Below are 12666 nucleotides of genomic sequence, written 5' to 3'. Positions count from 1 at the left end.
GTGCCTTACTCTGGCCCCATGCAGAGCACCTGGGCTCAAGCCACCGCGCCTGCCGGGGCCGCGGCCTGCACCGGCCAGCCCTGCAGGTTCTGCGCGACGATTTCGCCCAGCGCCGCGATCCACGCGGGCGACGCGTTCAGGCACGGAATGCGGTGGAACTCCTTGCCGCCACCATGCAGAAACTCGTCGCGCACTTCCATGCCGACTTCCTCGATGGTTTCGAGGCAGTCCGCCGTAAAACCGGGACAGAACACATCGGCGCGGCGCACGCCTCCCTGCCCCAGCTCCTTGAGCGTCGGCGCCGTATACGGCTGCAACCACTGGGCCCGCCCGAAGCGCGACTGGAACGTCACACGGCATTCCACCGGCGTGAGCTCCAGCGCATGCATGAGGAGCGCCGCCGTTTGCTGGCATTGATCGTGGTAAGGGTCGCCGAGGTCGAGCGTGCGGCTCGGCACACCGTGAAAGCTCAGCACGAGGCGGTCGCCCGAAGCGAAGTCGGGGCGGCCATGCGCCTGCCAGTACTGCTGCACCTGGGTCGCAAGCGCGCCGATATAGGCCGGATGGTCGTGATACGCGCGCACCGTGCGGATTTCCGGCTGGTTGCGCATGCGCCGCAGCGCGACAAACGCCGCGTCGAAGGCCGTGGCCGTGGTCGACGCCGAGTATTGGGGGTACATCGGCACAAGCAGGATGCGCTCGGCGCCCGCGAGCTTGAGCTGGTTGAGCATCGCCGGGATGTCGGGCGTGCCGTAGCGCATCGCATAGTCCACGAGCACCGTGTAGTCGTTCAGATGCAGCAGATGGCGCAGCCCGTCGGCCTGTTTCTGCGTATGCACGCGCAGCGGGGAGCCTTCGGGCGTCCAGACCGCCGCGTACTTCCTCGCCGATGAGCGGCCGCGAAACGGCAGGATCAGCCCGCGCAGGATGACCTGCCAGATCGGCGCGGGAATCTCGACCACGCGCGGATCGGAGAGGAACTGCGCCAGATACCGGCGCACGGCACGCGGCGTGGGCGCGTCGGGCGTGCCCAGATTGATGAGCAGCACCGCGACACGATGCGCGACGGCGGACTGCAGGGGCCGCTCCAGGTCGAAACGCATAGGCGATCAGGGGCGCCGCACTTGAACGCGCGGCAAGGGTTGCACAAGTGCGCATTATAGCGGGCGCACTTCGAAGGCCGAGGCGCCTGCGAAGCGACCTCCGGGGTCCGCCCCGCGGCTCTCGCCACGGCATCGCGCGTTGCGCGTTGAGCCGGCAGCGCTAGCCGTTCGGCCAATGGCGCGCCGCGCCGCTTCAGGCGATGATCGGATACACAGGAAAGCGCGAGGAAAGCGAACTCAGTTCTGACTGAGCGCGAGGGAGAGCAAGCGCGCGGTGATGTCCACGATCGGAATCACGCGGTTGTAGGCCATGCGCGTCGGGCCGATCACGCCGAGCGTGCCGACGATCTTGCCGTTCACTTCGTAGGGCGCGGTCACCACGCTCATTTCCTCGATCGGTACGAGGTTCGACTCGCCCCCAATGAAGATCTGCACGCCCTGGGCGTGGCTCGACACGTCGAGCAGCTGCAGGAGGCTCGTTTTCTGGTCGAACACGTCGAAGAGCTTGCGCAGGCGCGCCATGTCCGACGAAAGATCGGCCACTTCGAGCAGGTTGCGCTCGCCGGAAATGAGCACGGTCTCGCCTGTGTCGGTCTCGTCGGTGCTCGCGGTCACGGCGGCGTGCATGAGCGTGGTCATGTCGCCGCGCAGCGCGTCGATTTCTTCGCGCAGGCGGCGGCGCACCTCGTCGAACGAGAGGCCGGCGAAGTGCGCATTGATGTAATTGGAGGCTTCGATGAGCTCGGAAGGCGTGAAGTCGCGCTGCGTCGCCATGATGCGGTTCTGCACGTCGCCTTCGGGCGTCACGATGATGAGCAGGATGCGCTTGTCCGAAAGGCGCATGAACTCGACTTGCTTGAACACGTGGCTGCGCCGCGGCGTGAGCACCACGCCCGCGAACTGCGAGAGGTTCGAGAGCACGCTGGCCGCCGCCGCCACCACCTTCTGCGGCTCGCCGGGGCGCAGCGTGGTCTTGACCGCGCGCGTGACCGCGTCCTCGTCGGCCGCGGGTTCGGCCGTGAGCATGGTGTCGACGAACAGGCGGTAGCCGCGCGGCGTGGGCACACGCCCCGCCGAGGTGTGCGGGCTGGACACGAGCCCCAGCTCCTCGAGGTCGGACATCACGTTGCGGATGGTCGCCGGACTCAGTTCCAGGCCGGAAAAGCGCGACAGCGTGCGCGAGCCGACCGGCTGACCTTCGGCGATGTAGCGCTCGATCAGCGTTTTGAGGAGGGTTTGTGCGCGGGGATCTAGCATGACTGAAAATTTTAGCCTAATGCCGGGTTGGCGGCGAGTCCGCCCGCGAGCGCGCGGGCGGCCGGCGAGCGCGGGCGAGCGCGGGCGGGCAGCGGTTACCGGGGCGGCACGGGCGCCCCGGAAAAGCGGCCGCATTCGCGCCGTTGTCATCGGTGCGCCATCATCATGTCATGCCCGCCTGCAAAAAAGGGGCGCAGCGCTTGCCCGCGCCCTGTGGGCATGGGGCGCCAGGTTCTTTTCGAGACCCGACTATGGTGTAATGCCGGCATGCAGATCCAGAAGATCCAGAGCCAGTTCAAGACTGTTGCGCTCGTCGGGCGCAGCAACACGCCAGGCATCGGCGAGCCGCTGATGGCGCTCGCGCAGAATATTTCACAGCGCGGCTTCGACGTCGTGTTCGAAGCGCAGACCGCCCAGGAGATCGGCGCCGCCGGCTACCCGGCGCTGCAGATCGCCGAAATCGGCGCGCGCGCGGACGTGGCCGTGGTGCTCGGCGGCGACGGCACGATGCTCGGCATCGGGCGCCAGCTCGCGCCATACCGCACCCCGCTCATCGGCATCAACCACGGGCGTCTGGGCTTCATCACCGACATCCCGTTCGCCGACATGCAGGAAGTCGTGCCGCAACTGCTCGCGGGCAGCTTCGAGCGCGAGGAGCGCTCGCTGCTCGAGTCGCGCATCACGCGCGACGGCGACCCGATCTACCACGCGCTAGCGTTCAATGACGTCGTGGTGAACCGCAGTGGTTTCTCGGGCATGGCGGAGCTGCGCGTGCACGTGGACGGCCGCTTCATGTACAACCAGCGCTCGGACGGCCTGATCGTCGCCACGCCCACGGGCTCGACCGCCTACTCGCTCTCGTCGCAAGGGCCGCTCCTGCATCCGCAGCTGCAGGGCATCGTGCTCGTGCCGATCGCGCCGCACGCGCTCTCGAATCGCCCGATCGTGCTGCCCGACGACTGCAAGGTCAGCATCCAGGTCGTCGCCGGCCGCGATGTGAACGTGAATTTCGACATGCAGTCGTTCACGGCGCTCGAACTCAATGACGTGATCGACGTCCGCCGCTCGCGCCATACCGTGCCTTTCCTGCACCCGGTCGGCTACAGCTATTTCCGGACCCTGCGCCAGAAGCTGCACTGGAACGAACATCCCTCGCTACAAGACGACCCGGAAGACTGAGGCCGCCATGCTCCGCCACCTTTCGATCCGCGACTTCGTGATCGTCGCCGCGCTCGACCTTGAATTCGACCAAGGCTTTTCCGTCTTCTCCGGCGAAACCGGCGCAGGCAAGTCGATCCTCATCGATGCCCTCGCCCTCACGCTCGGCGCGCGCGCCGACGCTGGCGTGGTGCGCACGGGCGAGACTCGCGCCGACATCACCGCCGAGTTCGACGCCCCGCCGCACGTCGCCCTTTGGCTCGAGGAGCAGGCGCTCGCCACGCCCGACGGCGAAGACACCGTGATGCTGCGCCGCGTGGTCGATAGCGGCGGGCGCTCGCGCGCGTTCATCAACGGCACGCCGGCCACGCTCGCACAGATGCGCGACGTGGGCGAGCGGCTCGTCGACATTCACGGCCAGCACGCGCATCAGTTGCTCATGCGCCCCGACGCGCAGCGCGAGCTGTTCGACACGCACGCGGGCCTGATAGAGATGGCCGCCGCCGTCACGCGCACGTGGCGCACCGCCCGCGACGCGCGGCTCGCCGTGCAAACCGCGATGTCGCGCGACCGCGAACTGCAGCTCGAGCGCGAGCGCCTCGCCTGGCAGCTCGCCGAGCTCGACAAGCTCGCGCCGCAACCGGGCGAGTGGGAAGAAGTGAATGCCGAACACGTGCGGCTCTCGAATTCGGCGAATCTGATCGAAGGCGTGCAGGGCGCGCTCGCAGCGCTCTCGGAATCCGACGAGGCGATGATCTCGCATCTGAACTCGATTCTCTCGAAGCTGCGCGATCTCGCCGAAGTCGATCCTGCGCTAGGCGATGCGCTCGCCGCGCTCGAGCCCGCCGCGATCCAGTTGCAGGAAGCGGCGTACTCGCTCTCGCACTATGCGCAGCGGCTCGATCTCGATCCTCAACGGCTCGCGCAGGTCGAACACCGGCTCGATGCGCTGCATTCCGCGGCGCGCAAATTCCGCCTGCACGCGGAATCGCTACCCGAAGAACACGCGGCGCGGCGCGCTCAGCTCGCCGCGCTCGACGCCGCCTCCGATCTCGACGTGCTGCGTGCCGCCGCCGACAAGGCGCACGAAGCGTATCTCGCCGAGGCCCGCCAGCTTTCGAAGGCGCGCGGCAAGGCCGCCAAGACGCTTGGCGCAGCGGTCACGCAAGGGATGCAGGAACTGTCGATGGCGGGCGGCAGCTTCGAGGTCGCGCTGGTGCCGCTCGGCAGCAGCGCGAACGGCGAGCCGATCGGCGGCGCGCACGGTCTCGAGCAAATCGAATTTCGCGTGGCGGGCCACGCGGGCGTGCCGCCGCGCCCGCTCGCGAAGATCGCGTCGGGCGGCGAGCTCGCGCGCATCAGCCTCGCGCTCGCCGTGATCGCGAGCGCCGCGAGCCCCACGCCCACGCTGATCTTCGACGAAGTGGACACCGGCATCGGCGGCGGTGTCGCGGAAGTGGTCGGGCGGCTGCTGCATCAGCTCGGCCACGAGCGCCAAGTGCTGTGCGTCACGCACCTGCCGCAGGTTGCCGCGCGTGGCGATCACCACTTCCAGGTCTCGAAGTCCGGCGACGGCAACGGCGGCACCGTCTCCGTCGTCACGCCGCTCGACAAGTCAGGTCGCGTGGAGGAAGTCGCGCGCATGCTCGGCGGGCTGGAGATCACCGCCACTACGCGCCGGCACGCGAAGGAGATGCTGGCGGCTTGAGGTCACCCAAAGGGCCGGCGCGACGTGCACCGGCCCGGGTATACGCCCGAATACCCGCCTCTCCAGGCGCAAGCGCACGGCCCCCCCGCGGGCGTGGCGGCAATCGCCGCGCCCGCGAGCATCCCTCCCTAGCTGTTTTCCGGCCGCACCGGCTGCGGTGCCGCGCGCACTGCCTTGCGCACCTTGGCCACTTCGTCGGCGCTCACCGCCGGCGCGCGATTGCCCCAGCTCGAACGCACGAAAGTCAGCACATCGGCGATATCGCGGTCCGTGAGGCGCGTTGCGAAGCCGGGCATGCCGTAATGCGTCGGCGCTGCCTTCGTCCACGGCATCTGGCCACCCTTGAGCACGATGTGGATCAGCGAGGTCGGATCGTCGCTGTTGACCACCGAGCTGAGCGCGAGCGTCGGGAACGTGCTCTCGTAGCCGCTGCCGCTCGTGCGGTGGCAAGCCGCGCAGTTGTCCACGAAGGTCAGCGCGCCATTGCTGCGGTCCGTGCCTGCGCGCAGCTTCTCCGTGGCCGTGGCGTCCGCCGCCAGTGCCGACTCGTCCGGATCGGCGGGCGAAAGCGTCTTGAGATAAGCTGCAATCGCCTCGAGATCCGCGTCGCTCATGTTCTGCGTGCTGCGCTGGACGACCTCCGCCATGCCGCCAAACGCCGCCGCATGCGCATTGCGCCCGCTCTTGAGGAACGCGACGATCTGCTGCGGCGTCCATTCGCCGAGCCCGTCCTTGCGGTCGCCGCGCAGGTTCTTCGCGACGTAGCCATCGACCACGCCGCCCGAGAGGAAGACCCGGTCGTGATCGGTCAGCGCCTTCTCCTGCAGCCCCAAGCCACGCGGCGTGTGGCACGTGCCGCAGTGCGCGGCCCCTTCCACCAGATAGCGGCCGCGCGCAAGCGTTGCGCCCGTGGCGGGGGGCGCGCCTTCCTTCACGGCGTTGGGCGCGAACGCCATGCGCCAGAAGCGCAGCGGCCAGCGCATGGAGAGCGGCCAGGGAATGTCCGTGGCCTTGCTAGGCTGCTCGACCGGCTCGACGTCGTGCATGAAATACGCGTACAGCGCCTTCACGTCCGATGGCTTCATCTTCGCGTAGGAGACGTAAGGCATGGCGGGATACAGCGTCGAGCCGTCCTTCGCGATGCCGCGGCGCACGGCGCGATCGAACTCATCGAAGCTGTAGCCGCCGATGCCCGTCGCCTTGTCGGGCGTGATGTTGGGCGAGTAGATGGTGCCGATCGGCGAGGCAATGCCCACCCCGCCCGCATACGGCTTGCCGCCCGTGGCCGTATGGCACGCGACGCAGTCGGCGGCCGTCGCGAGGTAGCGGCCTTGTTCGATCAGTTGCGCTTGCGCCCCCGTTGCCGGCGCGACGGGTGGCTGCGCCTTGACCGGCGCATCGGGCTGCGCGCTCGCCTGCTGATCCTCGGCTGCCGCATGCACGGTCCACGCGGCGGCCGCCAGCAGCGTGGATGAGACAACGGCCATCGTCAGTCTTTTCATCGTCATGGCCTGCTCCTCAAGCCTGCACCAGCGGCGCCGGGTGCTTCAGGTATTGCTCGCGGATCGCTTTCGCCGAGTGCCAGGCGAGCGCCGCCACGAGGCCCGTCGGGTTGTAGCCCATGTTCTGCGGAAAGGCCGATGCGCCCATCACGAACACATTGGGCACGTCCCAGCTCTGCAGGTACTTGTTGACCACGCTCGTTTGCGGCGATGCGCCCATCACCGCCCCGCCCGTCGTGTGCGTCGATTGATAGACGCGCGTGTCGTAGTGCTGCCCCTTCGTGCGGACCGCCTTGAAATACGCCTCGGGCTTCATTGCCTTCGCGACTTCTTCCATCCGGTTGCCCATATAGCCAAGCATGGCGTACTCGTTGTCGTGCCAGTCGAAGGTCATGCGCAAGAGCGGCAGGCCATGCGCGTCGCGATAGGTCGGATCGAGATCGAGATACGCATCGCGGTACGGCATGACCGAGCCCGAAATGCCGATCGACAAAAAGCGTTGATAGGCATCGGTCACGCCTTCCTTCCACTTCGCGCCCCATGAGGGCGTGCCGGGCACGGTCGCCGCCTGCTGGATCGGACGCCCGCCGGAGCGGGCATGGCGAATGTTCGCGCCGCCGACGAAGCCGAGCGGGCCGTGGTCGAATTGATCGCCGTTCAGGTCGTCGAGGCAGACGCCGCCCGCGCCCGTGCCAATGAACGGATTGAGCAGCGTGCCTTTGGGCAACAGCACGTTCACCGCGCCGTTCATCTGGTACGCGTAATTGCGGCCCACGACGCCCTCGCCGGTCTTCGGGTCGTATGGCTTGCCGATGCCGGAGAGCAGCAAAAGACGCACGTTGTGCATCTGGAACGCCGCGACGATCACGAGGTCGGCACTCTGCTCGACTTCGCGGCCCTGGGCATCGATATAGGTCACGCCGGTTGCACGCTTCTTGTCCGAATCGAGCAACACCTTGGTCACGTACGCATTCGTTCGCAGTTCGAAATTCGGCTTCTTGAGCAATACCGGCAGGATGGTGGTCTGCGGCGATGCCTTCGCGTACATATAGCAGCCGAAGTCCTCGCAGAAGCCGCAGAAATTGCACGGTCCGAGACGCACGCCATACGGGTTCGTATACGGCTGCGAGCAATTGGCGGCGGGCGCTGGATAAGGATGAAAGCCCGCCTCGCGCGCGGCTTGCTCGAACAGTGTCGCGCCGAGGCCGTTCTTCAGCGCGGGCGTGGGATATTCGCTCGCGCGGCGGCCTTCGAGCGGGTTGCCGCCCGGCTGGATCGCCCCGTCCAGATTGCCGGCCTTGCCTGACGTGCCGAACACTTTCTCCGCGAAATCGAAGTGCGGCTCGAGCTCGTCATAGGTGACGCCGAAGTCCTGCACCTGCATGCCTTCAGGCATGAAGCGCTTGCCGTAGCGTTCCTCGTAGCGCGTGCGCAGCTGCAGCTCTTCGGGCAACACGCGATAGTGCATGCCGTTCCAGTGAAAGCCCGCGCCACCCACGCCGTTGCCGAGGTAGAACGAACCATGCTGGCGATACGGCACGGCGAGATCGTCCACGCCGTGCCGTATCGTGACCGTTTCCTTCGAGAGATCCTGGAACAGCTTGCCGCGCACGGCGTACTTGAGCTCGTCGATCACTTTCGGATAGGCGGCGTCGGTGGGCGTGTCGCGCATTGCACCGCGCTCCAGCGCGACGACATCGAGGCCCGCGTCGGTCAGTTCCTGAGCAAGAATCGCGCCGGTCCAGCCAAAGCCCACGATCACGCAGTCAACTTTTTTCTTCTTGATGGTCATCGCGCCTCACCCCCGTCTGCCGTCGATCGAGACCGGCCCATACGGGTACTTCGCCCCGGGCTGATCGATCCAGTCCGCGAAATCCGCGCGCGCGCCCGGAAAGCCGATCATTTTCCAGCCCGCCATGCCCTTGTTGCCGCCGTAGATCGGATCGGCAAAGAAGCCCTCCTTCGTATTGCCCAGCAAACTGGCGAAGAACGTCGCTGCGGGTACGGCATCGAAATCGATCTTTCCATGCTCCATCTGGCCGAGCACGGCGTCCTGGTCGTCGGGTGCGAGCTGCGCGAATGGCTTGCCGTCGTAGCGCTGGCGGCAGTGGTCGTCACAGGCCTTGATGCCGTGGCGATAGATATCGCGCGGGGCGAGATTCAACTGGAAGCCCAGGTCCGCTGGCAGGTCCGGATGAAACGGCCCCTGCATGTACCAGAGCTTGCCGTGGCCGTAAGGCGTGTCCATCTGGCGATCGATGTACTCCGGCACGCCGGCCTCGAGCGCGCCGGGGCCCGAAGCATCGCCGGGAATCAGGCGATCGACGGCGGCTTGCAGGAAGCGCCACTCGTCGGCGGTGAAGTAGTCGGGACGCCAGGCGTTGCCCGCGCTCTCACTGCTGGCGGCATGGGGCGGCGCGGCGCCGTCGCATGCCGCAAGCGAAAGTGCGGCGCCCGACGTGACCGAGGCAGCGGGCACGACGGCCAGCATCTGCCGCAAGAAGCGGCGACGCGGTTCGTGATTGTTTGACATGACTTGTTCCGGTTGGGCCTGCGGCGTGGGGAAATCGACGCCACCACCGCGACGTCAGGGCGACGCGAGGCGAGACGCACTCACCTGCACGGCCTCGCTCGATTTCGATGCGCAAGCAACTATCGTCAGAAGATGCTCATATGCAATTTGAATGTGCACCTTAAACGATGCGCCAGGCCCTGCGAGGGGCCCACCGGGAGTTTCATTCAGATGAATTGATACAAGTCAGACCGATGCCTACAAAACACTCGACAGTAGCGCTCGTTTTCCGACGGAAAATCGTTAAATATCGGAATCGAATGTAGACGCCCCAAATGTAGACATCCCAATCGCACGCCCAATGCGATTGCATTGGATACCTAAATATATGAAACGAATGGGTGGGTGCAAACCAGCGGGCGGCATCATGCGCACGAGCAATGCGCCGGCCGGACCCGCCTCAAGCAAGACACGCGCAACAGGGACCGAACCCGCTGCGCGAAAAACGGCGCCCACGCACGGGCGCCGCGCACGGTATCAACCGCGCTCGCCGAACACCCGCTTCCACAGCGCCAGCACGGCCTCGCGCTCGCGCTCGATCCGCGCGGGAGCGACGCGCGCCGTCTCCATGCCGTCGAGGCGCAACTGGTGCTGGAGCTTGCGATAGAGCCGGTACGCCGAGCCGATCGTGTCGGCCTCCTCCTCGCCCATCAGCCCGAAGCGCGACACCTCGCGCAAGAGCGCGATATTGCCCGTGTTACGGATCAGCTCGGGGTCCTGCGCCGCGTGCAGCAGCACCCAGTACTGCACGAGGAATTCGATGTCGACCATGCCGCCGCGGTCGTGCTTCAGATCGAAGAGCTCGGTGCGGTTCGGGTGGCCGTCTTCCACGCGCTGGCGCATCTCGACGATCTCTTTGGCGAGCGGCGCCGCGTCGCGCGGCGTCGTGAGCACCTGCACGCGAATCGCCTCGAACGCATTGCCGATGGCCGCGTCGCCCGCCGAAAAGCGCGCGCGCGTGAGCGCCTGATGCTCCCAGACCCATGCCGTGTTCGCGGCATCGCCCTCGCGCAGCTGGTAGCGCCTGAACGAGCCGAGATCAGTGACGAGCAGCCCCGATTCGCCGTTGGGCCGCAGCCGCAAGTCCACGTCGAAGAGCGTGCCCGCGCCCGTGGACGTCGTGAGCCACGTGATGAGGCGGCGCGCAAACGTCGCGTAGATCTCGGAAGCGCGCTCGTCCTCGTCGTCGTAGAGGAAGATCAGGTCGAGGTCCGACGCGTAGCCGAGCTCCTTGCCGCCGAGCTTGCCGTAGGCGATCGCCGCGAAGCGCGGCACCTCGCGGTGACGCTTGGCGAATTGCTTCCACACCGTTTCGATGGTCACGTCGAGCACCGCATCCGCGAGCTCGGAGAGCCGGTCGCTCACGTGCTCGACCGAAAGCCGGCCCGCGAGATCGTTGAGCAGGATGCGGAATACCTCGGCCTGGTGGGCGTGGCGCAGCAGGTCCATCTGCTGCTCGACGTCGGCGGCCGTCGCGAGCCGCACGCGCAACAGGCGCGAGAACTCCGGCCAGTCGAACGGCGTGGCGACCGCTTCGTCGTCGAGCAACTCGTCGAGCAGTTGCGGATGGCGAATCAGATAGCCCGCCGCCCAGCGCGACGCGCCCAGCACCTTGAGCACGCGGTTGAGCGCATCCGGATATTCGGTGAGCAGCGCGAGATAGGCGCCACGCCGGATCACGGCTTCGAGCAGGTCGAACATGCGCGCGAGCGTGTCGCCGCGCCGCTCGCGCGGCTCGAGCGTGCGTGCCGCTTCGAGCGCGCGCTGCGCGACGCTGTCGAAGCGCTCGCGGCTCTTCTCGGGCAGGCCCGTATAGCGCGAGGACTGCCACAGCCCGCGCAGGCGCGCGAGCAGCGGCGCGGGGTCGTCGATGCCGAGGTCCGCGAGCCGTTCGAGCAAGGCGCCGTCGGCGCCCTCTTCGGTCAGCGCGTCGCTCCAGACCCACGCCGCCGCGCCGTCCTCCGGCGCGGCGCAGCCGGTCTCGCCGCCCACCTTGTCGGAGAAGATCTGGTCGAACTGGCACTCGACGTTCTCGCGGTGCGTGTCGAGCACCGCCATGAGCGCCGCGTAGTCGTCAAAGCCCATCGACTTCGCAAGCGCCGCGCGCTCTTCGGGGTCGACGGGCATCGCGTGAGTCTGCGCGTCGTCGCGGTATTGCAGCCGATGCTCGAGCTCGCGCAGGAAGTTGTAGGCGCACGTGAGCTCGCCGCAAACCTCGGACGCGATCAGCCCGCGCGCCGCCGCGTAGCCGAGCACGGCGAGCGTCGGGCGCACGCGAAAACCCGCGTCCTGGCCGCCGCGAATCAGCTGGAACACCTGCGCGCTGAATTCGATTTCGCGGATGCCGCCGCGCCCGAGCTTGATGTCGTCGGCTTTATCGGGACGCATGGTGGCCCGGCGCTGGGCCTCGTGGCGGATCTGCATGTGCAGCGAGCGGATCGCGCTGATCACGCCGAAGTCCAGGTAGCGCCGGTAGACGAAGGGCTTCACGAGCCTTTCGAGCTGCGAGGCGAGGCGCAGCGCGCTCTCGCTCGCCTCCTCCGAGACGAGCCGCCCCTTGATCCACGCGTAGCGCTCCCATTCGCGCCCCTGCACGTAGAAGTATTCCTCGAGCATGCCGAGGCTGCACACGAGCGTGCCCGAGTCGCCATTGGGCCGCAGCCGCATGTCGACGCGAAACACGAAGCCGTCCGCCGTCACGTCGGAGAGCGCGCCGATCAAGCGCTTGCCCACGCGCGCGAAGAAGTCCTGGGTGGCGATGGGCGAGCGCTGGCCGCCTGTGGTCTCGCCGTCGTCCTCGTAGACGAAGATCAGGTCGATGTCCGAGGACACGTTGAGCTCGCGCCCGCCGAGCTTGCCCATGCCCACCACGCCGAGCGTGAGGCGCTCGCCGTTCGGCCCGCGCGGCTCGCCGAAGACCGTTTCGAGGTCCGCGCTCACGACCGCGAGCGCGCGCTGGATCGTCACTTCGGCGAGATCGGTCATGGCGCCGGTGACTTCGCCGACATCGGCCACGCCGGCAAGGTCGCGCTCCATCACCGCGCAGATCACCTCGGCGCGCAGCTGGCGCAGCGCCTTCTTCAACTGTTCGTCGGTGAGCGGCGCGGCGGCCTGGCCGGGGTTGGTGGATGCTGCGCCGCGCGCCTCGTCGCACAGCGTATCGAGCCGCGCGGACAACGCCGCGCGCGCGAGCGGCGAGGCGGCAAGTGCCTCGACTTGGGCAGCCAGGCCCGGGCGAGCGCCGTAAGCACGCGCCGCATACCGCGAATAGCTGGAACTCAGAAGGGGAACGTTAGTCATGTAGGATCTTGCCCGGCTCGTTGAGCGGGGGTGGGTGGATAGGCCTGGGCGTTGCTTGAAGCCGCA

Annotated in this window: 8 protein-coding genes; 2 read left to right on the top strand and 6 right to left on the bottom strand. The window is 67.3% G+C overall.

Features of this window, described 5'->3' with window-relative positions; translation table 11 throughout:
- Window positions 1-35 precede the first annotated feature (35 nt).
- Window positions 36-1103 carry a ferrochelatase gene (gene hemH / locus EYW47_RS18625; protein ID WP_133196298.1) on the bottom strand — a complete coding sequence of 356 codons (1068 nt, stop codon included), beginning with the start codon at window positions 1101-1103 and terminating at the stop codon, window positions 36-38.
- A gap of 237 nt (window positions 1104-1340) precedes the next feature.
- Window positions 1341-2360, bottom strand: a complete 1020-nt coding sequence (hrcA, locus tag EYW47_RS18620; protein WP_133196297.1) for a heat-inducible transcriptional repressor HrcA — start codon at window positions 2358-2360, stop codon at window positions 1341-1343.
- Between the two features lie 219 nt (window positions 2361-2579).
- Here hrcA and EYW47_RS18615 point away from each other — a divergent pair, with 219 nt between their 5' ends.
- Together EYW47_RS18615 and recN are read left to right on the top strand one after the other, a co-directional pair.
- Window positions 2580-3539 carry an NAD kinase gene (locus tag EYW47_RS18615; RefSeq protein WP_133196296.1) on the top strand — a complete coding sequence of 320 codons (960 nt, stop codon included), beginning with the start codon at window positions 2580-2582 and terminating at the stop codon, window positions 3537-3539.
- Between the two features lie 7 nt (window positions 3540-3546).
- Window positions 3547-5226 carry a DNA repair protein RecN gene (recN, locus tag EYW47_RS18610; protein WP_133196295.1) on the top strand — a complete coding sequence of 560 codons (1680 nt, stop codon included), beginning with the start codon at window positions 3547-3549 and terminating at the stop codon, window positions 5224-5226.
- A gap of 128 nt (window positions 5227-5354) precedes the next feature.
- Here recN and EYW47_RS18605 read toward each other — a convergent pair whose 3' ends face one another.
- From EYW47_RS18605 to glnE, 4 genes are all read right to left on the bottom strand, one after another.
- The gene (locus EYW47_RS18605) at window positions 5355-6728 is read right to left on the bottom strand and encodes a c-type cytochrome (RefSeq protein WP_377785278.1); all 1374 of its coding nucleotides are present in this window, start codon (window positions 6726-6728) and stop codon (window positions 5355-5357) included.
- Between the two features lie 16 nt (window positions 6729-6744).
- Entirely contained in the window at window positions 6745-8520 is a 1776-nt protein-coding gene (locus EYW47_RS18600; RefSeq protein ID WP_133196294.1) for a GMC family oxidoreductase, read from the bottom strand.
- 6 nt (window positions 8521-8526) lie between these two features.
- Entirely contained in the window at window positions 8527-9261 is a 735-nt protein-coding gene (locus EYW47_RS18595) for a gluconate 2-dehydrogenase subunit 3 family protein (protein ID WP_133196293.1), read from the bottom strand.
- Window positions 9262-9777: 516 nt separating this feature from the next.
- Window positions 9778-12600, bottom strand: coding sequence for a bifunctional [glutamate--ammonia ligase]-adenylyl-L-tyrosine phosphorylase/[glutamate--ammonia-ligase] adenylyltransferase (gene glnE, locus EYW47_RS18590; protein ID WP_133196292.1), 2823 nt, complete (start codon window positions 12598-12600; stop codon window positions 9778-9780).
- Window positions 12601-12666: the final 66 nt, after the last annotated feature.

The sequence above is a fragment of the Paraburkholderia silviterrae genome (assembly GCF_004353915.1).
Lineage (GTDB): Bacteria > Pseudomonadota > Gammaproteobacteria > Burkholderiales > Burkholderiaceae > Paraburkholderia > Paraburkholderia silviterrae.
The sequence above is the reverse complement of the archived record's forward strand: the minus strand, read 5'-3'. Positions and strand labels throughout refer to the sequence as shown.